Genomic DNA, 19,605 nt, shown 5'->3' with positions numbered 1-19,605 from the left:
CAAGAACTCTCGTGGTAGCTCTGTTGATCGCCGGCACCACCTCCGATGCCGGCAAGTCCATCATCGCCGCTGGGTTGTGCCGCGCGCTCAGCCGTCGGGGCCTCGCCGTGGCGCCGTTTAAGGCCCAGAATATGTCCAATAACTCGGCGGTGTGTCCCACCGGTGGGGAGATTGGTCGTGCCCAAGCGATGCAGGCGGCTGCCTGCGGGCTCGAGCCGCACGTGGACTTCAACCCCATTCTGCTTAAACCCGGATCCGATCGGACCTCCCAGCTCGTGGTGCGTGGCATTGCCCAAGGGCAGGTATCGGCCACCTCCTATGTGGAGCACCGTCGGCACCTGCGTGAGGTGGCGGCGGCCGCGCTGAAGGATCTGCAGTCTCGCTATGACATCGTGGTGTGCGAGGGGGCCGGATCCCCGGCGGAGATCAACTTGCGCGCCACCGATGTGGCCAATTTCGGTCTCGCGGAGGCGGCGGATCTGCCAGTGTATGTGGTTGGCGATATTGACCGCGGGGGAGTGTTGGCCCATCTCTACGGCACCCATGCCATCGTCCAAAACGAGGACCGCGCGCGCATCGTCGGTTTTGTGATCAACAAGTTCCGCGGCGATCAACGCCTCCTCGATCCCGGGCTGGAGGAGCTGCAGCGGCTCACTGGGGTTCCCACCGTGGCGGTGCTGCCCTATATTCACGGGCTGTGGCTCGATGCGGAGGACTCCCTGCAATCAGTTATCGGCGCGCCGGTGGGGCCGCCCACCAAGGCGCTGGGCACCCAGCGGCTGCGGGTGGCGGCGGTACGCCTGCCGCGGGTGTCGAATGCCACCGATGTGGAGGCTCTGGCCTGCGAACCGGGAGTGACCGTCACGTGGAGCGTGGACCCAGATGAGATAGCCTCCGCTGATCTCGTGGTGCTGCCAGGTTCCAAGTCCACCGTGGCTGATCTGCACTGGCTGCGCGCACACGGCATCGCCGATGCGATTGTGCAGCGCAGCGGCCCTACGATCGGTATCTGCGGCGGCTTCCAAATGATGTGCCGGCGCATTATCGACGGCGTGGAAGGCCCAGGCGAGGCAGAAGGGCTGGGGCTTTTCGACGCCACCATCGAGTTCCAAGAACGCAAAACCCTCACGCGCACCCCGCGCGGCGGCTACGAGATCCACCACGGGCAGGTCAAAAACTCCACCGAGCAGCCGTGGATCGACGGGGAGGGCTGCGCCACCGAGCTGTGCCGCGGCACTCATGTTCACGGTCTGCTCGAAGATGATGCCACCCGCCGTGAGGTGCTTGCGTGGGTCGCTCAGGCTGCCGAAAAGCCAGGCTTTGTTGTCAGCAGCGATACCTCCTTTGCGGCTGAGCGCATGCGGCAGCTTAACCTGATTGCTGACACGGTGGAACAGCACTGGGATGTAGAGCAGCTGTGCGCGGATCTTGGGGTGGACTTACCGCGCGGCTAGGAGGATCACGTGCAGTCGCTGCGTGTGGGCTGAGCCTAGCTGCGGCTGCGCTGGTGGTGTGCGGCGGGCCCGGGGTAGGACAACCCGCCACTGAGCCCGAGGGCAGCGGCGGCGATATAGCTCAGTGCTAGGGCCTGGGGCGGGGCGTAGCTGGCCCACCAGCTGCTCGGGGTGGCAGCAATGACAATGGCGTAGCTCATCACCATGGTGATGATGGCGGCTGCAAGCCGAAGCGACCAGGCCCCGCGAGCCCGGTAAGTGCGCAGATCCACGATGCTCCACACGCTCAACAGCAAGGTGGCGGTGGCCGTGGCCACCACTCCGGCGCGGATGAGCAGGGAATCGGCGCCAAGGGAGATATAGCCGGTGGCTAAAGCACCGCTCGTGATGCCAAACACGGCCACAACGCAGCGGCGCGGCAGCAGCATCAGCCCACCTAAGGCGCAGGCCACGGCCGCGATGGGCATGGCATAAAAGGAAGCCAGCGTGACGGTGGAATGGATGGTCGGCGAGCCCAGTTGGCGCGCCGCGAGGATGGCGCAGCCACTAATCAGGCTGAGTACCGCGCCCACACCGCACAGCAGGTGCGGAAATCGCACCGGCACATGCTGGTAGACGAAGCGGCGAATCGCCAGCAGCCCGATCGCCCCAGAACACACCACCATGGTCACGGCTGCGAGACCGGAATACCACAGGGATTGGTGCGTGAAGTTCGTGCCCAAGGCAGACAAAGCTATGGTCACAGCGACAGCGATGCTGAGTGTGGCCACGGAAGCGGGGTGACGAGAAACTGGTGCAGACACGATGGTTTAAGGATTCTACGCCGTGGGTAGTAAGGAGAAAAGCGGCAGGCGCGAACGCGGTGCCTCGCATGCAGCTACGTCACGCTGCATAGCGGGAGGCGGCGCGCTCGGCTGCCGCTGTGTGTTGCCCTTGTAGAGGGCATGCGGGCCGGCGTGGGCTAGGAGAAGTCCAAGCCCAGCAGAGCATTCTCCACCAGCTCTGGCAGGGCGGGATGGATCCAGTATTGCTCGCTGGCCACCTGGCGCACATCCAGCTTGAAGGTCATCACGGTGATGAGCTGGTGGATGAGGGTGGCGGCCTCGGGGCCGATGAAGTGTGCACCCAGAAGCTGGCCGGTAGCGCGGTCGGCGATGAGCTTGACAAAGTTCGACTCGTCTTCCATCGCCCATCCATAGGCCACATCGCCGTACTTTTGGATCTTGACGGTGATGTCATAGCCCTCGTCGCGGGCCTGCTGCTCGGTGAGGCCCACCGTAGCGATCTGCGGGTGGGTGAACACTGCAGACGGTACGTTCTCGTGCGGCATGGGGCGCAGATCCTCGGGGTACAGCAAGTTGTGGCGCACGGCGCGCATCTCGGCGTTAGCCACATGCTTGAGCAGGTAGGGGGAACTGCAATCACCAAGGGCCCAGACGCCCTCGCAGCTCGTGCGGCCATACTCGTCCACCTTGATGCGGGGGCCGTCGAGCTCGATGCCGGACTTTTCGGCGTCGAGCTGATCGCCATTGGGCACCCGACCGGTGGCGGCGAGGAAGACATCGGCCTCCAGCACAGTGCCGTCATCGAGGGTGACGCGCACGCCGTCGTCGGTGTTGACGGCCTCGGTGATGTCGTGGCCCAGGTAGGTGTTCCAGGTCTTCTCGGCGACTTCGGTGAAGTGCTCCGTGAGGTCGGCGTCGAGAGCCTTCATCATGCGCGGGGAGCGGTTGATCACGGTCACCGTGGAGCCTAGGTCGTGGAAGACATGCGCGAACTCGGCCGCGATGAATCCGCCGCCGTGGATGATGATGGACTTCGGCAGGTCTTCGAGGCGCATGATGTCCTCGTTGGTGTAGTAGCGGAAATCCGAGTCGGCGTACGGCGGCACGATCTGCGGGCGGGAGCCAACGGCCAGCACGATTTGCTCGCCGGAGATGACCACCGGGGTGTCGCCATCGGCGGTGGCGATGGTCTTGGTGTCCACAAATCGGGCGTGGCCGTCATAGACATCAATATTCGGGGTCTCATCCCCGCGGCGGTACTCCTCACCACCGGCAGCGATCTTATCGATGCGATCACCGAAGACACGCTCGCGCAGTGCGGGCCAGTCCACGGAGTTGAACTGGGTGTCGAGGTTATAGCGCTCGCTGTGTGCGGCGGCGCGGGCCTGTTCGGCGGCGTAGACGAACATCTTGGTGGGGATGCAGCCCACGTTCAGGCAGGTGCCACCGAAGGTGCCCTTCTCCACGATCGCGATGGATTTATCCTCAAATTCTGGGCCCGGAATCGAGTTACCCGATCCGGTGCCGATAATCACGAGGTCATAATGCTTCTCCGCGGCAGTGGCCATAGAAAAACAGTCTCCTTCAATAGGTAGTTCTTAATTGAAATCTGGGTGAGAAATCTGGATGTCCTATCCCTATGTACACAGTAGTGCTCGTGTCAATGTGGCGCCGCCGTGCTCCTCTGCCCTGTTATCGGGGCAGGCCAGTTAGTGGGGCAGGGGCGCAGTGCCGTCATGCCGGCGGATCCACGCAACCGTTGCCTCAAGGGCGCGGGTGCGGGTGGGCTGGGGCGACAGGTACACATCGTGCATCGCTGAGGGAATGGCGGTGATGCCGAGCACAGTGGACAGGTGCGGGGCACGTGCCCAGATGTCGGCGACGTCAAGCACGACGTCGCTGGAATGGGCGTCGCTCAGCGTCGAGCCGGTGCTGGAACGCTCAGAGGTGAGCACGAGGCTGGGTACGCTGGTGCGTAGCTCGTTGCGGGCCAGGCGTCGCTGGGATTCCGCCACCGCGCGCAGCCACCTCAGCCTTTTGGGAAAACCGGCTAGTGGTTTGAGCCGCAGATCGTAGTCCCATTCGCCTTGATAGCCGCGGTGTAGGGACTCGCCGTAGACTGGGTCCGGCTTCTGGCGTAGCAGGGCTTGCGGACGCACGCGCGTGATGGCGTGGGACAGCCGAGGAATATGTGGCCGGAGCCGCCGTGGGCCGAGCATTTCCAGCCAAGGGCTGTTGTACACCACGGAATCGATGTGCAGTTCGGTGTGCGCGAGCCATTCGGCTACCGCTAGGGCACCGGTGGAATGGGCCATCACGCTCACGTGAGAATGGGAGGCCGCCACATGTTGCACGGCGGCTTCGAGATCTTCGCGGTAGAGCCGCATGTCGCTGGCATAGTGCGGTGTCTGGCCCGTGCGCAGCGCTCGTCCGCATTTACGCAGATCCACCGCGTAGGTGCGGATGCCCGCCGCGTGAAGATAGCGGGCTACGTGGTCGTGGAAGAAATAATCGCTCATTCCGTGCACCATGACTGCCGCATGGTCGTGCTCGCCGTGGTGGCGTACCACTGCGGCACACACCGGACTCTCCCCATCGGGGTCGGGGCCGAGCTCGCACAGCGCGTACTCATAGTCGGGGCCTAAACGGTCCGGTTGCCACTGAAGAGGCTTATCGACGCCCACGTCCACGTCCATCCTCACTTTCCTCAAGCATCGAGTGTTCCTGCCCGAAAGAGCATTCTTGCGCGGCCAACTCTACGCCCATCATCGGCCGCGAGGCTGAGCTCACGTGCCCTAGGCAGAGCGCCCCGTGTTGCGCGCGCTAGACGGCGAGTGTGAGAAAACTTAAGCGGTGCTACTGCACGCGAGCCGCGTCACTGTCAACGATGGTCGCAGCTGTGCGCAGGGGAGTCCACACATCCAAAAATGCGGGGGTGTGGCCCACGCCCAGTTTCGCTCTTTTGGGGGTGAAAGAGTGGTGGGCATGGCCATGGCGGGAGGGGCGCTCTGCACTGAGGATGCTGAGCGGCTGCTGTGAAAACGCCAGCGTGATGGTGCCTTCGACGTGGCGTCGATAAGCGCTGTGGCCCCGAGCACCCGCGCTGAGCTGTGGTAGGACCTGTAAAAAAGTGCTTGCGGACCTGCGTGGGCGCGTAAACTTGAAGCATCACAATCGCCATCGCGTCGCGTGTGCACCCACCGAGGGAGCCTGTGGGCGCGAGGCGTTTGTACGGGCCGCACCCCTTCTGCTATGGCTGCCCCCATCGGATGTTTCTTCCATCGCGGTGGTGGGCAGTGCGTGCTGAATTGTGTGGGGCCTGCGCGAGAATGAACAACGCGTGAGAGCACCGTAGATAGAGAATTAAGGAAGTTGGACCAACGTGTCAGATTCCAAGGCAGCTACTGCCCAGGTACGCGATGAAGTGGATGTAGCGTTTGTCGGCGCCGGCATCATGAGCGCCACCCTCGCCGCAATGTTGAAGCAGCTGGAGCCTTCTTGGAGCCAGATCATCTTGGAGCGTCTCGACGCCCCAGCGCAGGAATCCTCCTCCCCCTGGAACAACGCAGGTACTGGCCACTCCGCCCTGTGCGAGCTCAACTACACCCCCGAGGTTAAGGGGCGTATTGATATTGACAAGGCCATCAACATCAACGAGAAGTTCCAGGTGTCGCGCCAGTTCTGGTCGCACCAGCTGGACACCGGCATCCTGAAGGATCCGCGCGAGTTCATCAACCCCGTGCCTCACGTGTCCTTCGCTCACGGCGAGGACCAGGTGTCCTACCTGAAGAAGCGCTACGAGGCGCTCAAGGGCCACCCGCTCTTCCCGGGCATGGAGTACTCCGATGACGAGGATGTGTTCTCCGAGAAGCTGCCGTTGATGGCTCAGGGCCGCGACTTCTCCGCAGAGCCGGTGTCCATTTCGTGGACCTCCGCTGGTACGGACATCAACTATGGCGCCCAAACCAAGCAGTTCATCCAGGGTCTCAAGGAGGCCGGCACCGAGCTGCGCTACGGCCACGAGGTGACAAACCTCAAGCAGGACGGCAAGAAGTGGAAGATCACCACGAAGAACGTGCACACCGGTGACACCTCCGTGATCACCGCCAGCTTTGTCTTCGTTGGCGCCGGTGGCATGGCGCTGCCGCTGCTGCAGAAGGCCGGCATCCCCGAGATCCGCGGTTGGGGCGGTTTCCCCGTCTCCGGCCAGTGGCTGCGCTGCACCAACGACGAGCTCATCGAACAGCACGCTGCGAAGGTCTACGGCAAGGCCTCCGTGGGGGCTCCGCCGATGTCCGTGCCGCACCTGGACACCCGTGTCATCGACGGCAAGCGCGGTCTGCTCTTCGGCCCCTACGCAGGTTGGACCCCGAAGTTCCTCAAGACCGGCTCTAACCTGGATCTGTTTAAGTCCATCCGTCCGAGCAACCTGCTGTCCTACCTGGGCGTGGGTGTGCAGGAGATGGGCCTGACCAAGTACTTGATCACCGAGCTGCTGAAGGATCAAAAGGCTCGCATGGAGTCGCTGCGCGAGTACATGCCGACCGCCCGTGACGAAGACTGGGAGCTGGTCACCGCTGGTCAGCGCGTGCAGGCTATCCAGCCGGTTGCTGGTCCGAGCTTCTCCACCCTCGCCTTTGGTACCTCCTTGATCAACAACTCCGAGGGCAGCATCGCCGGCATCCTCGGCGCTTCCCCGGGGGCCTCTATCGCCCCGGCCGCCATGCTCGAGGTGCTCGAGCGCTGCTTCGGTGAGCGCATGGTGGAGTGGGGACCGAAGATTAAGGATATGGTTCCCTCTTACGGTGTTAAGCTGGCAGCGAACCCGCAGCTCTTCGAGGAGACGTGGGAGCGCACCCAGAAGACACTGAAGCTCGAGGATTAATGTGACTGAACACACCCCCGTTCCTGGTTTTCCATTCACCGCGATCGTGGGGCAGGATCAGCTCCGGCTGGCCCTGCTTCTCAACGCAATCTCACCAGGGATCGGGGGTGTGTGCGTGCGTGGAGAAAAAGGCACCGCCAAAACCACCATGGTGCGTGGCTTTGCTCCGCTTCTTGACGGCTCACTCGTCAACCTTCCCCTCGGCGCTACCGAGGACCGTGTGGTGGGCTCAATTAATGTTGAGACCATCCTCACCACCGGTAAAGCCGAGTACAAGCCCGGCCTACTCGCCGAGGCCGATGGCGGCATCCTCTACGTGGATGAGGTCAACCTCCTCGCAGATCACCTCGTGGATGCACTGCTTGATGCCGCCGCCACCGGCCGAGTCACCATCGAACGCGATGGAGTCTCCTACAGTGCCCCCGCGCAGTTCGTGCTGGTGGGCACCATGAACCCTGAAGAAGGTGAGCTGCGGCCGCAGCTGCTCGACCGTTTCGGGCTGGCAGTCGAGGTTGCAGGCTCGAAAGACCCGAAGGTGCGCGGGGAGATCATCACTCGCCGCCTAGCCTATGAAAACGATCCCCACGGCTTCGCAGCGCAGTGGCAGGAACACGACGCGGCGCTGAAGCAACAGCTCGATGCCGCCCGGGCTGCGGTGGCTCACGTGCAGCTGCCGTCCGTTCAGGTGGCACGCATCGCCCAGCTCTGTGCAGCTTTCGATGTCGATGGCATGCGTGCCGACATCGTGATCGCCCGCACCGCCATTGCCCATGCGGCGCTGCGCGGCAACGAGGTGGTAGACGATGAGGATGTCCGAGTCGCCGCCCAGCTCGCATTGCCCCACCGCAAGCGCCGCAATCCCTTCGATGAGCCCGGTATGGACGAGTCCGAGTTGGACGAGAAGCTGGACCAAGCCATCGAAGATAACCCCGACCCCGCTGAACCGCCCACCGAGCCAGAGCCGGACGATCCCGCCGACAGTTCGGAGGACCTCCCGCAGCCGGAGGGGGATGGATCTGAGGAGGAACCCGACACCGAGCCGCAGCGCGGCGATGGAAAGGGTGATAGCGCCTCTATGGGCGCTCCCTTTCGCCGCTAGAACGCTGCGCCGTCGCGGCATGGGTGAGGAGGCCAACCCTGGCCGGCGTTCCAAAGCGCTGTCGAGCGAGGGGGCGGTGATCCGCTCCACCACTGACGGCCGTGGGGTGCATGTGGTGGCCACCGCTATGGCTGCCGCCGAGCGGGGCGCCACCGTCAGTGGCGGCAGATTAGAGCTGCGGCCAGAGGATGTGCGTTCCTCCATCAAAGCAGGCCGGGAATCCAACCTCATCGTGTTCGTGGTCGATGCCTCCGGCTCGGTGGCTGGACGCACCCGCCTCGAGGCGGTAACTGGGGCAGTCGAATCGATTCTCGAGGATGCCTATATCCGCCGCGACAAGGTGGCGGTGATTACCGTGCGAGGGCGTGCCCCTGAGCTCTTGTTGCCGCCGACGAGTTCCATCGATGTGGCACGGCGCCGGCTGCAGGATGCACGGGTAGGAGGGCGCACCCCACTCGCCGAGGGGTTGGTGATGGCCGATCAGCTCATTACTCGCCAAGCGCGCAAGGAACCTGGGCGGCGGGCCATCATGGTGGTCCTTTCCGATGGTCGTGCCACCGGCAGCTATGGGATGAAAGAGGCCTATAGCGCCGCCGATGCCATTGCGGCCAAGGGGCTTAGTGGTGCTGTTGTAATCGACTGCGAGGTCTCTGCCCGAGTGCGCCTAGGACTAGCCCGCACTCTCGCGGAGCATCTGCGTGCCCCGTGCGTGCAGCTCGCCGAGCTCAACTCCGACACTGTGGCCGGAGCAATCGAGTCGCTCTAGCCGCGCTGGGGTCCCACCTCCTCGTCGAGCTGGGGTGGGGGACTCGCTACTATGGCACACAAGAATCACCCCCAGTGCGAAAGCGAGCCACCGCTATGCCCCAAGGCAAAGTTGACCCGAAAAATATTCCTGATGATGGTCTCACCACGCGGCAGCGGCGCATGCTGCCCATCACCGCGGTGCACACCGGGGAGGGCAAGGGTAAGTCCACCGCTGCTTTCGGCATGGCGTTGCGGGCGTGGAATCAAGGCTGGAAGATCGGAGTTTTTCAGTTCGTGAAATCCGCCAAGTGGCGCGTGGGCGAGGAGTCCGTCTTTACCCGGCTGAATGAGCTCACCGACGAGCCCCTGGTGGAGTGGCACAAGATGGGAGAAGGCTGGAGCTGGGCGAAAAAGCGCGGCGATGAGCAAGACCACGCCCGTGACGCGCGCGAGGGTTGGGAGGAAATCAAACGCCGGCTTGAGAACGAAACCCACGATCTCTATGTGCTGGACGAGTTCACCTATCCGATCAAGTGGGGCTGGATCGACGTGGATGATGTGGTGGACACCCTCGCGCATCGCCCCGGTACCCAGCATGTAGTAATGACAGGCCGCGATGCTCACCCGCGCTTGCTCGAGGTGGCCGATCTGGTCACCACCATGACCAAGGTGAAACACCCCATGGACCAAGGCCGTAAGGGCCAGAAGGGAATCGAATGGTAAGCGTGCCCGGCGTGTGCATCGCGGCGACAGCCTCGGGCACGGGCAAAACTACCATCGCCACCGGGCTCATGGGCGCACTCGCTCGACGCATGCGGGTTGCCCCTTTCAAGGTGGGCCCCGACTATATCGATCCTGGTTATCACGGACTCGCCGCCCAGCGGGTGGGGCGTAACCTCGATTCGGTGATGTGCTCGCGAGAGCGCATTGGCCCGCTCTATGCCCACGGCTCTGCTGGATGCGATATTGCAGTGATGGAAGGGGTGATGGGGCTTTTCGACGGCCGCATCACCGACTCCCCAGATGACGCTGGGGCCGGATCCACCGCCGAGATCGCCGCGCTTCTCGGTATGCCGGTGATCCTCGTGGTCGATGTGCGCGGCATGAGCCAATCCGCCGGAGCCATTGTGCGCGGTTTCGCCACCCACCACCCCGAGGTGCGCATCGCTGGGGCGATCATCAACAAAGCTGGCACCGACCGCCACGCTGAGGTGTGCCGCCGCGCTATTGAAAACACGGGAGTGCCGGTGGTGGGCATCATCCCCCGCATCGACAAGGTGGAGGTACCCTCCAGGCACCTCGGGTTGGTCACCGCCGCCGAACAGGGTGGGGCAGCAGTCGATGCCGTGGCCCGCATGGCCGACATGATCGAATCCTATGTGGATATTGATGCTGTGTTAGACCTTGCCACCTGCCACTACGATGGCCCCGCGTGGGATCCCACCGCAGAAGTAGAACCCGTGGCGGCTGCGCCGCGGATCGCTCTCGCCTCTGGGCCGGTCTTTAGCTTCGCCTACGCCGAACACACCGAACTGCTCGGTGCTGCCGGCGCCCAAGTCGTGGAGTTTGACCCGCTGCATGAAGAGCTACCCGAATGCGAGGGCCTTATCATTCCAGGTGGGTTCCCCGAGGAGCATGTGGAAGAGCTCGCCGCCCGCCGCAGCGTGACCGCAGCGGTGCAGGAGCATATTGCTGCGGGCAAGCCGGTTCACGCAGAATGCGCTGGCCTGCTGTGGCTATTGAAGACCCTCGATGCCCATCCCATGGTGGGTGCCATCGGCACCCACGGCGCCATGGGACGGCGGCTGAAACTGGGATACCGGGAGGCGGTGGCGCTCGAGCCCTCGGTGCTTTACGACGCTGGCCAACGGGTGACCGGCCACGAGTTCCACCACACCGCTCTTGCCGAGGAGACCGCGACGGGTTTCCAGCCGGCATGGGGCTGGCGCGGCTGGGACGGTGCGGCTGTGGCCGAAGGGTTCATCTCAGACACCATCCACGCCTCCTATCTTCACGTGCACCCGGCGAGTGTGCCGCAGTCGATCGCTCACTTCGTGCGCGCTGCCGCCGCCCACCGCTGAATCGATTTTTCGCCACTAGGGCCACTACACTCACCACTTATGACAGTGACTCTTATTGGTGGCGGACCCGGGGCGTGGGATCTGATTACGGTGCGGGGCATGCATGCCCTGCAGGAGGCCGACGTGATCCTTACTGATCACCTCGGTCCGAGCGCCGAATTAGACAAGCTTTGCGACGTCTCCACCAAGGAGATCATCGATGTATCCAAGCTGCCCTATGGCCGGCAGGTGGCACAGGAAAAGACGAACGAGCTGCTGATCACCCACGCTCGGGCGGGTAAAAAGGTGGCCCGGCTCAAGGGCGGAGACCCCTACGTGTTTGGCCGCGGCTTTGAGGAGCTTCAGGCCTGCGCGGAGGCCGGCGTTGCCTGCACCGTGGTGCCTGGGGTGACGAGCGCGATCGCTGTACCGGCGGCCGCGCAGATTCCCGTGACCCAGCGCGGGGTGGTGCATTCCTTCACCGTCATCTCAGGCCACCTCGCCCCCGATAATCCTTCTTCGCTTAACGATTGGACGGCGCTGGCCTCCACCGGCGGCACCCTCGTGGTGATCATGGGGGTGAAAAACTCCGGTGCCATCGCCCAGCGGCTCATCCAAGAAGGACGTAGCCCCCAGACCCCTGTAGCAGTCATCCAAGAGGGCACCACCGCCGAACAGAAGGTGCTGCGCTGCACCCTTGAGACTGCAGGCGAGTCCATTGTGGACGCCGATATCGCCCCGCCTGCGGTGATCGTGATCGGTGAGGTGGCCGGGCTAGAGGTGCCCAGCCTTTAACGCTGCACGACGAGCGTGAGCTGCGTCGGGCCACTGAGGCTAATCGCGAGCCCCGCATTGCGGCCGATCTCCACCACCTCGTCGAGGGTGGTGGCCTCCTCCTCGTTCAGGCACAGCACGCGAGCCAGCTCGCCCTTGTAATGCTTATTGAAGTGACTCACCACCTTGCCTTCTTCTGTTTCCACCCGCACCGTGGCGGCGGAGGGAAGAGGGCCTAGGTTGTGATAGGCGCCGGAGCGAAAGTCCAGTACGAGTCCATCGATTGCGGCGAGGGCTTCGGTGATGGCCGTGGACCACCGTTTTTTCATCGTTGGCGCGGCTGCACTCGGATCCTCGCGGCGCGGCAGCTTCGTACCAGCTGAAAGCCGATAGTGGGGGATGGGATCATTCCCACCGAGGACGCCAAACAAGGCCGATCCGACCGCCAGGCGGCTCCACCGCGCGGGCGGGAGAGTGGCCGGGCAGAGGGCGTCGAAAAGCACGCCGGTATAGCGGCTGAGAGCCGGGGCGGTGGGGGAGGTCCACAGCTGCTGATTGGCGGCGAACTCTTCGTCAAAGTTCTTGTTCAGCTTAAGCGCGCTGCGGGCCTGCTCAGCGTTCAGACGTGTGAGATCCTCGGCGATTTCTTCGCGGACCGGGTTTAGACCCTGAAAGCTGAGGGCATCGAGCGAAAGCGGCGCGCCATCGCCGCCGAAGGACTTGGTTTCAGAGGGTGGGAGCACAATGAGCACGCCCACGAGTCTAGCTAGTAAGATCGGTCACCATGATTACACGCCTGTCTCAGCTGTTTTTGCGCACGCTGCGCGATGATCCCGCCGACGCGGAAGTCCCCAGCCATAAGCTTTTGGTGCGCGCCGGATACCTTCGACGCAATGCCCCTGGCATCTATTCCATGCTGCCGCTGGGAGTGCGGGCGCTGGACAAGATCGAGAAGGTCGTGCGCGAGGAGATGAACGCCATCGGCGCTCAGGAGCTGCGCTTTCCCGGACTGCTCCCGCGCGGACCCTATGAGCAGTCCAACCGCTGGACCGAGTACGGCGATAATGTCTTTCGCCTGAAGGACCGCAAGGGCGCAGACATGCTGCTGGGGCCGACCCACGAGGAGATGTTCACCCTCACGGTCAAGGACATGTACAGCTCCTACAAGGACTTTCCGGTGATCCTCTATCAGGTGCAAACCAAGTACCGCGACGAGGAGCGCCCCCGCGCCGGTATTTTGCGAGGCCGCGAGTTTGTGATGAAGGATTCCTACTCCTTCAATATGGACGATGCCGGGCTGGAGCAGTCCTACCTGCTGCACCGGCAGGCCTATCAGAATATCTTCGACCGGCTGGGCGTGAACTACGTGATTTGCGCCGCCACTTCTGGAGCGATGGGTGGGTCGGCCTCCGAGGAGTTCTTGGCTATCAGCCCCACTGGTGAAGATACCTTTGTGCGTGCCACCGAGGGAGACTACGCCGCCAATGTGGAGGCCGTGGTCACTCCCGCCGGCGAGGAGCGGGATCCCGCCGCGGCCCCCGCCGCCCAAGTGTATGACACCCCCGAGGCCAGCACCATTCCTGCGTTGGTGGATTGGGCCAACAGCAACGGCGTGAGTATCGACGGCCGCGCTGTTGAAGCTGGCGATACTCTGAAGTGCATCGTGGTGCGAGTGAGTGATCCTGGTGCCGAGGCGCCCCGCCTAGCCGCAGTGCTGCTGCCCGGTGACCGCGAGGTGGACATGGGGCGTTTGGCTGCGAGCCTCGAGCCCGCCGAGGTGGAGCTGGCTGAGGAGAAGGACTTCGCTGACAACCCCTTCGTGGTCAAGGGCTATGTGGGCCCGCGGGCGTTCAACGAGCGTGAGCTCAGCGTGTACGCCGACCCGCGGGTGGTGCGCGGCAGCAGTTGGATCACCGGCGCGGATGAGCAGGGCCGCCACGCCGTGAACATGACGGTGGGTCGCGACTTCGAGGTAGATGAATTCGTGGAGGTCGCAGAGGTCCGTGAGGGCGATCCTGCCCCGGAGGGCATGGGTGTGCTTAGCCTCGAGCGCGGTATCGAGATCGGCCACATCTTCCAGCTGGGCCGGAAATATACCGAGGCCTTTGATGTGCAGATTCTGGATGAAAACGGCAAGCGCGCTGTGCCCACGATGGGCTCCTACGGGGTGGGCGTGTCGCGTCTGCTCGCTGTGATCGCCGAGCAAACCCATGACGAGAAGGGGCTGAACTGGCCGGTGGCCGTGGCGCCGTACGAGGTGCACGTGGTGATCGCCAACAAGGACGCCGAGGCTGCGGAGGCGGCGGAGAACCTGGCCGAGGAGTTGTCGGCCCGCGGTATCGATGTGCTCTTCGATGATCGTCCGAAGATTGGCGCGGGCGTGAAGTTCAAGGACGCCGAGCTGCTGGGCATGCCGTTCATGGCCGTGGTGGGCCGCGGCTACAAGGAGGGCACCATTGAGGTGCGTTCCCGCGGCGGCGAGGCTGAGAACGTTGCCGTCGATGAGGTGGCCGACCGGGTAGTCGAGCTCGTCAACGCGGGGCGTCGATAGGCCTGTGGTGTCCGCGCAGTATCGACGCCACCTCCCGCGTAGGTAAGACGTCTGATGAGTGTGTAAGCTAGGTGGCATGGGATTATTTCTCCCATGCCACCTTTTGTGTTGGTGCCTTCAATGGGCGCGTGCCGCACCGAAGGTAGATAGGGCAGGGAAGCGCGAGATATCCCAGCACACCGTGAGGCCGCGCGCCTAGGCCATCGTGTTGTGTAGGCCAGCCGCCGCGCAACAGAGTGGGCAGAGCAGGTGCGCGAAGAGAAGAAAGGGACGCTATGCGCGTAATTATCACCGAGTCCCCCGCTGAGGTTGCCACGATCGCTGCCGACATGATTGCCGACACCGTGCGAGGCAAGGGGGAGGTATCCATCGGGTTGGCCACCGGCTCCACTCCCATCGCCACCTACAAGGAACTCATTGCGCGCTACCAAGCAGGCGAGATCAGCTTCGCGAACACGAGCGTGTACATGCTCGATGAGTACATCGGTATCGATCGTGCCGATGAGAATAGCTATTATCGCACCATTCGGCGCGAATTCTCCGAGCAAGTCGATATCGATGATTCCCGCGTGCATAGCCCCAATGGGCAAGCGAGCTCGGTGGCCGCAGAAGCCGCCCGCTACGAGGAGACGGTGCGGGCCGCAGGGGTGAGCCTGCAGCTTCTAGGAATCGGCTCGGATGGCCATATCGGCTTTAATGAACCCGGCTCAGCCTTCGACTCGCCGACGCACCGAGTGATCCTGCACCCACAGACCGTGCGCGATAACGCCCGCTTTTTCTCATCGATCGATGAGGTTCCCCGAGAGGCCATCACCCAAGGGCTTGCAACGATTCGTGCCGCCGAGCACCCTGTGCTGCTGGCTACCGGGGAATCCAAGGCGCCGGCCGTGGCGGCCATGGTAGAGGGGCCCGTAACAGCGCACTGCCCGGCCAGCATTTTGCAATTCCACCCCAACTGCACGGTGATTGTCGATAGTGCGGCCGCCTCGCAGCTGTTGGATCGAGAGTTTTATATCGCCGCCGAAAAACAACGCCGAGCTCGGACATCGTAGCAGCGTTAAGCCCCTTTTTGGGGGCGCAACCTCTTGTGTAGGTAGGGCGACGAAACTAGGATATTTCTTAGGTGTTTCTGAGCTGTAGCGAAGGTAATTCCACCTTGATGCTTCAGCTGTTCGAACTCACTCATCTCCACCCATGCCCTTGGCGTGTTCTCGAACTACCTCTCGAGAAACGTCACGAAGAAGAGAAAGACGCTGCAATGTCTATGACTTCCCTCTCTCACAGCGTGTCCGCTGCTCGTACCCTGCGTCTCGGCGTGGCCGCTGTGGCCGCCGCTGGTCTCATGCTTTCTGGCGGGATCGCCGCCGCTGCGGAAGGTACAGCTGATCAAGGCTCGACGCCAGCTGGCGCCAATTCCACGACCACACCAGCAACGAGCGGTCCCTTCGAGGGTGCCAACAATGGCACCACGCCAGACAAGAAGTCCAAGGATGAATCCACGTCCTCCGAGGGCAAGCCCAAGGATGAGACCACGTCTTCCGAGGGCAAGCCCAAGGATGAGACCACGTCCTCCGAGGGCAAGCCCAAGGATGAGACCACGTCCCCCGAGGGCAAGCCCAAGGATGAGACCACGTCCCCCGAGGGCAAGCCCAAGGATGAGACCACGTCCCCCGAGGGCAAGCCCAAGGATGAGACCACGTCCCCCGAGGGCAAGCCCAAGGATGAGACCACGTCCCCCGAGGGCAAGCCCAAGGATGAAGGAAAGGCTCCGGCAGCTGAAGGGGAGACCCCCGCACCTGGTGCCGGCACCGGAAAGGGCTCCTCTGACAAGGAAGGTGAGCACGGGGATAAGAAAGAACAGTCCAGCACCCCAGCTCCCAGCAACGAGCACAAGGACAAGCAGGATCATAAGGACAAGCAGAGCCACAAGAAGCAGCCTGGGAACAAGCAGGAGAAGTCTCACTCCGGGCCAAGCCTGGCTAATACCGGCGCGAACGTAGGCCTGGTGGCCCTAGGCGGCCTCGCTGTGGCAGCCGCTGGCGCGGGCTTGGTGGCACTGCGCCGCCGCGCCTCCTAAAATCGTTGCACCCCATCCGTTTCACCACCGGCCACGCGGTCTCACCCTAGAGATGAGCCGCGTGGCCGTGTGATGTGCGTGCGTCTCTCTGCGGTAAAGGGGGATAGTTGCGCGTGTGCACCCCTGATTCGTTAGCATTGTCGGGGTAAATACACAGCAACATAGATTGAAAGGTGTGATTCTCCATGGGCATCATGGATAAGGCAAAGGAATTCCTGAGCGACGACGACAAGCGTAACGACGTCCTCGACAAGGGCGAGCAGGTGGCCAAGGACAAACTCGGCAACGAGCACGCCGACAAGGTGGACAAGGCCCGCGACGCCATTGATGACAAGTTCGGCGGCTCCGCCGAGCAGCCTGCCGAGGGCGAGAACTAAGCTCTTAGCGCACGAAGAAGCCACCGCCTAGCACCTACTGCTGGGCGGTGGCTTGTGTGTTGATAAGGGTGGCGTCGAAAAGCGCGCGCTTAGACGCCTACCGCAGCCAAACGTTGAGAATGCACGGCAAGCATTGCCACAGCCTGGAAGCCAACCTGTGCTGCCGTTGAATGCGATGCCTCGGTGAGGAAATGATCCCACATCCCGCGGCCGTTATCGCAGAGCTGCCGGACAAAAACATCGGCGGTGGCGGCATCGCTCATCTGCTCATAGCCCTCCATGCGATAGCTGGTGGGGGCCGTTTCTGGCTCGAGATCGTTCGCGGCGGCGATCTGGGTGAGTGCCACCACGAGCACGCGGTGATCGGTGCCCATGTCCGCAAAAAGATCCGCGTGCTGGCCAGAAGCAAAAGCCTCCGCGGTTCCCAGGCCATAAATAGCCGCTTCGTGAAAAGCGATGAGCTGCAATAACTCCGCCTTTTCAGACTTGCTCAAGGACACATCCTCGGCAGGAATGGAATCAAAGCTCATCACCGTCTTCGCTTGATCCGGTTGCTGCTCATACAGTCGGGTCAGAAGTTCGGCGTAGATGCTGCCCAGAACCAGCCATGAGTCCGAACCGATTGTCGATAGCCCGTCTTTGGTGGCGTGGGCGGAATCGGTCAGCGCCACCGCCAGATCGCTAGGCACCTCGGCGGCGCGCTGGGCAATAGCGGCGGCATCCAGCTCGTCCACAGAGCAGCGCTGGGGAGAAGAACCCTGCTCGTCGATACCGCAGCGGCGGTTGTTTTCCAAAATCAGCATGCGGGCGTGGTTCTGGCGCATCTCCGCAATGGGTGGCTGTGCCTGAGCATCCGCCTCAGCGCCGATCGCGAGCTCTTCCAAACCCTCATCCACGGACCGGTAGGGAGCACACGAGGCCAGTGTTGCCCCAGCCCACAGCGCTGAGGAAGCGAGAAGAAACTGCCTGCGGCTCATTCGAATCATGAGTAGAAAGCATACCTGTATGCTTGCGAGCATGGCTTTTCCGTCTAAAGATGCACTTCACTCAGTTATTTCTCCGATCGCCCAGTCCCACGGGATGGATGTGGAGGAGGTGAAGATCAACCGCGCCGGGGCGAAGTCCGTGATCGCCATCATCGTGGACGCGGCCGCCAGCGCTGGCATGGACGCCGCAACGCCCGGCCTCGAGGCAGTTGAGGTAGCCGCCGGTGACATCTCCACCGCGCTGGATGAAGCCGAGGCGGCAGGCCAGCTCGTTTTCGGTGCTCAGGAATATACGCTCGAGGTCTCCACCCCTGGGGTGGATCGTCCTCTCACTACCCCTCGCCACTGGCATCGCAACCGTGGTCGGCTGGTCGCCGTGACTCTCGGTGATCGTCAACTGCGTGGTCGGGTAGGGGCGCTTGATAGTGAGCACACCTCGGTGATTGTGATCTCCCAGCTGTCTAAGAAAGAAGCGAAGAAGGCGGGGAGGAAAGCCGGCGAGTTGGATGTGCACGCGCTAGGATTGGGCGATATTGATCGCGCGGTGGTAGAAATTGAGTTCGCCAACGCGCCAGCTGCCGAGACGCAGCTTGCCGATATGTCGTACGAAAATGCCCTGCAGTGGCGAGAGGATCACAAGTGAACATTGATGTCCAGGCGCTCAGCGCAATCGAGAAGGACAAGGGAATTGCAGTGTCGGAACTGCTGTCCACGATTGCCGACGCTCTGCTTGAAACCTACCGGCAGAACTACCCCATGGATGAGTCCACACGGGCTCGGGTGGACATCGATACCGCAACCGGCAAGGTTGCCGTGATCCTTAGTGAAGTGGACGAGGACGGCAGTGTGCTCTCCGAGCGAGACGACACTCCCTCGAACTTCAACCGCACCGCCGCGTTGGCCGTGCGCAACGCCATTGTGGCTCGCCTGCGCGAGGCCGAGGCTAACCGCGTATTCGATGAATACACCCGCTTTGAAAACACCGTGATCTCCGGTGTGGTGCAGGCCGATGCCCGCGCCAATGAGAAGGGCATCGTGGTGGTGCAGCTCGGTACCGAGGCCGATGGTCACGATGGCATCCTCATCCCCGCCGAGCAGATCCCTGGCGAGAACCTCAAGCACGGCGATCGCGTGAAAAGCTACGTGGTGGGCGTGTCCAAGGGGCCGCGTGCGGTGCAGATTAACCTCTCGCGTACCCACCCCGAGCTGGTTCGGAAACTCTTCGAGCTGGAAATCCCCGAGGTGGAAGATGGAGCCGTGGAGATTGTCAGCATTGCCCGTGAGGCCGGCCACCGCTCGAAGGTGGCCGTGCGCGGCACCGTCAAGGGCCTTAACGCCAAGGGAGCCTGCATTGGTCCGCGGGGCCAGCGCGTGAGCAACATCATGAAGGCCCTCGGCGGCGAGAAGATCGATATCATCGACTACTCCGATGACCCCCAGCATTATGTGGGCAACGCCTTGGCACCCTCCAAGGTGGTATCGGTGGAGATCACCGACCTCGAAAACCAGATCGCCCGCGTGGTCGTGCCGGACTATCAGCTCTCCCTGGCTATTGGCCGTGAAGGCCAAAACGCTCGCCTAGCAGCGCGCCTGACCGGGTGGAAGATCGATATCCACTCCGACGCCGAATAATCCACCCAGTGGCCGTCTCGCCTGCTGCTCGCCCCAGAGCCTGACCTAAGGCTTGCGAGGCGGGGAGGTGGCGTCGATCAGCACGAGGGTAAATCCTTGTAGCCGCTCGTGTGTTGCGCCTTCTGGGCGGACAATGCAGGGCGGTTTTAAGGTTCTGTTAAACATTTCGGCAGCTTTC

At 62.8% G+C, this 19,605-nt stretch carries 18 protein-coding genes; 13 read left to right on the top strand and 5 right to left on the bottom strand.

The genetic code is table 11. The features are described 5' to 3' along the window. The first annotated feature begins 11 nt into the window (after nt 1-11). Complete coding sequence (locus CCICO_RS07115) at nt 12-1,454, top strand: cobyric acid synthase (RefSeq protein WP_018019090.1); 1,443 nt, start codon at nt 12-14, stop codon at nt 1,452-1,454. A gap of 35 nt (nt 1,455-1,489) precedes the next feature. On the opposite strand, the gene CCICO_RS07110 is transcribed toward CCICO_RS07115, so the two are convergent. From CCICO_RS07110 to CCICO_RS07100, 3 genes are all read right to left on the bottom strand, one after another. Then, complete coding sequence (locus CCICO_RS07110; protein ID WP_018019089.1) at nt 1,490-2,257, bottom strand: hypothetical protein; 768 nt, start codon at nt 2,255-2,257, stop codon at nt 1,490-1,492. 158 nt (nt 2,258-2,415) lie between these two features. Further along, on the bottom strand, nt 2,416-3,807 hold the full coding sequence (gene mtr / locus CCICO_RS07105) for a mycothione reductase (RefSeq protein ID WP_018019088.1): 1,392 nt from the start codon (nt 3,805-3,807) through the stop codon (nt 2,416-2,418). A gap of 141 nt (nt 3,808-3,948) precedes the next feature. Then, entirely contained in the window at nt 3,949-4,941 is a 993-nt protein-coding gene (locus tag CCICO_RS07100) for an alpha/beta hydrolase (protein ID WP_301355013.1), read from the bottom strand. Nucleotides 4,942-5,621: 680 nt separating this feature from the next. Between CCICO_RS07100 and mqo the strand changes: the two genes are divergently transcribed. The 6 genes from mqo to cobA all read left to right on the top strand — a co-directional run bounded on the left by mqo (nt 5,622) and on the right by cobA (nt 11,825). Further along, nucleotides 5,622-7,124, top strand: coding sequence for a malate dehydrogenase (quinone) (mqo, locus tag CCICO_RS07095; protein ID WP_018019086.1), 1,503 nt, complete (start codon nt 5,622-5,624; stop codon nt 7,122-7,124). Between the two features lies 1 nt (nt 7,125). Further along, the gene (locus CCICO_RS07090; RefSeq protein WP_018019085.1) at nt 7,126-8,223 is read left to right on the top strand and encodes a magnesium chelatase ATPase subunit I; all 1,098 of its coding nucleotides are present in this window, start codon (nt 7,126-7,128) and stop codon (nt 8,221-8,223) included. A 19-nt stretch (nt 8,224-8,242) separates the two neighbouring features. Beyond that, entirely contained in the window at nt 8,243-8,989 is a 747-nt protein-coding gene (locus CCICO_RS07085; protein WP_018019084.1) for a VWA domain-containing protein, read from the top strand. A gap of 95 nt (nt 8,990-9,084) precedes the next feature. Next, the gene (gene cobO / locus CCICO_RS07080) at nt 9,085-9,693 is read left to right on the top strand and encodes a cob(I)yrinic acid a,c-diamide adenosyltransferase (RefSeq protein ID WP_018019083.1); all 609 of its coding nucleotides are present in this window, start codon (nt 9,085-9,087) and stop codon (nt 9,691-9,693) included. Next, the gene (locus CCICO_RS07075) at nt 9,687-11,051 is read left to right on the top strand and encodes a cobyrinic acid a,c-diamide synthase CobB (protein ID WP_018019082.1); all 1,365 of its coding nucleotides are present in this window, start codon (nt 9,687-9,689) and stop codon (nt 11,049-11,051) included. Before cobO ends, CCICO_RS07075 begins: the two co-directional genes overlap by 7 nt. Before the next feature lie 39 nt (nt 11,052-11,090). Beyond that, nucleotides 11,091-11,825 (top strand): uroporphyrinogen-III C-methyltransferase, encoded by a 735-nt coding sequence (gene cobA / locus CCICO_RS07070; RefSeq protein ID WP_083878253.1) that lies wholly within the window; start codon nt 11,091-11,093, stop codon nt 11,823-11,825. Here the strand turns inward: cobA and CCICO_RS07065 are convergent. Next, entirely contained in the window at nt 11,822-12,556 is a 735-nt protein-coding gene (locus CCICO_RS07065; RefSeq protein WP_026161334.1) for a YaaA family protein, read from the bottom strand. The two genes, cobA and CCICO_RS07065, sit on opposite strands and share 4 nt — an antisense overlap. A 32-nt stretch (nt 12,557-12,588) precedes the next feature. Between CCICO_RS07065 and CCICO_RS07060 the strand changes: the two genes are divergently transcribed. The 4 genes from CCICO_RS07060 to CCICO_RS07045 all read left to right on the top strand — a co-directional run bounded on the left by CCICO_RS07060 (nt 12,589) and on the right by CCICO_RS07045 (nt 16,809). Then, nucleotides 12,589-14,355, top strand: a complete 1,767-nt coding sequence (locus CCICO_RS07060) for a proline--tRNA ligase (protein WP_018019079.1) — start codon at nt 12,589-12,591, stop codon at nt 14,353-14,355. A 275-nt stretch (nt 14,356-14,630) separates the two neighbouring features. Continuing rightward, on the top strand, nt 14,631-15,407 hold the full coding sequence (nagB, locus tag CCICO_RS07055; protein WP_018019078.1) for a glucosamine-6-phosphate deaminase: 777 nt from the start codon (nt 14,631-14,633) through the stop codon (nt 15,405-15,407). 212 nt (nt 15,408-15,619) lie between these two features. After that, nucleotides 15,620-16,432 carry an LPXTG cell wall anchor domain-containing protein gene (locus CCICO_RS07050; protein ID WP_301354442.1) on the top strand — a complete coding sequence of 271 codons (813 nt, stop codon included), beginning with the start codon at nt 15,620-15,622 and terminating at the stop codon, nt 16,430-16,432. Nucleotides 16,433-16,617: 185 nt separating this feature from the next. Beyond that, nucleotides 16,618-16,809: an antitoxin gene (locus tag CCICO_RS07045; protein WP_018020347.1), complete on the top strand. Its 192-nt coding sequence runs from the start codon at nt 16,618-16,620 to the stop codon at nt 16,807-16,809. A gap of 89 nt (nt 16,810-16,898) precedes the next feature. On the opposite strand, the gene CCICO_RS07040 is transcribed toward CCICO_RS07045, so the two are convergent. Next, complete coding sequence (locus CCICO_RS07040) at nt 16,899-17,795, bottom strand: hypothetical protein (RefSeq protein ID WP_156809900.1); 897 nt, start codon at nt 17,793-17,795, stop codon at nt 16,899-16,901. A 31-nt stretch (nt 17,796-17,826) separates the two neighbouring features. On the opposite strand from CCICO_RS07040, the gene rimP reads away from it, so the two are divergent. Together rimP and nusA are read left to right on the top strand one after the other, a co-directional pair. Then, nucleotides 17,827-18,438 (top strand): ribosome maturation factor RimP, encoded by a 612-nt coding sequence (rimP, locus tag CCICO_RS07035; RefSeq protein WP_026161564.1) that lies wholly within the window; start codon nt 17,827-17,829, stop codon nt 18,436-18,438. Then, nucleotides 18,435-19,427 carry a transcription termination factor NusA gene (nusA, locus tag CCICO_RS07030; RefSeq protein ID WP_018020350.1) on the top strand — a complete coding sequence of 331 codons (993 nt, stop codon included), beginning with the start codon at nt 18,435-18,437 and terminating at the stop codon, nt 19,425-19,427. The genes rimP and nusA overlap by 4 nt, the downstream gene beginning before the upstream one ends. Nucleotides 19,428-19,605: the final 178 nt, after the last annotated feature.

It is taken from the genome of Corynebacterium ciconiae DSM 44920 (genome assembly GCF_030440575.1).
Classification (GTDB): domain Bacteria; phylum Actinomycetota; class Actinomycetes; order Mycobacteriales; family Mycobacteriaceae; genus Corynebacterium; species Corynebacterium ciconiae.
This window is presented reverse-complemented; position numbering and strand designations above follow the sequence as displayed.

Coding starts and splice junctions, on each gene's coding strand:
- nagB (WP_018019078.1), top strand. CDS start 14,631: ATGCGCGTAATTATCACCGAGTCCCCCGCTGAGGTTGCCACGATCGCT.
- CCICO_RS07075 (WP_018019082.1), top strand. CDS start 9,687: ATGGTAAGCGTGCCCGGCGTGTGCATCGCGGCGACAGCCTCGGGCACG.
- rimP (WP_026161564.1), top strand. CDS start 17,827: ATGGCTTTTCCGTCTAAAGATGCACTTCACTCAGTTATTTCTCCGATC.
- CCICO_RS07045 (WP_018020347.1), top strand. CDS start 16,618: ATGGGCATCATGGATAAGGCAAAGGAATTCCTGAGCGACGACGACAAG.
- CCICO_RS07050 (WP_301354442.1), top strand. CDS start 15,620: ATGACTTCCCTCTCTCACAGCGTGTCCGCTGCTCGTACCCTGCGTCTC.
- mtr (WP_018019088.1), bottom strand. CDS start 3,807: ATGGCCACTGCCGCGGAGAAGCATTATGACCTCGTGATTATCGGCACC.
- cobA (WP_083878253.1), top strand. CDS start 11,091: ATGACAGTGACTCTTATTGGTGGCGGACCCGGGGCGTGGGATCTGATT.
- CCICO_RS07040 (WP_156809900.1), bottom strand. CDS start 17,795: ATGATTCGAATGAGCCGCAGGCAGTTTCTTCTCGCTTCCTCAGCGCTG.
- CCICO_RS07085 (WP_018019084.1), top strand. CDS start 8,243: ATGGGTGAGGAGGCCAACCCTGGCCGGCGTTCCAAAGCGCTGTCGAGC.
- CCICO_RS07060 (WP_018019079.1), top strand. CDS start 12,589: ATGATTACACGCCTGTCTCAGCTGTTTTTGCGCACGCTGCGCGATGAT.
- cobO (WP_018019083.1), top strand. CDS start 9,085: ATGCCCCAAGGCAAAGTTGACCCGAAAAATATTCCTGATGATGGTCTC.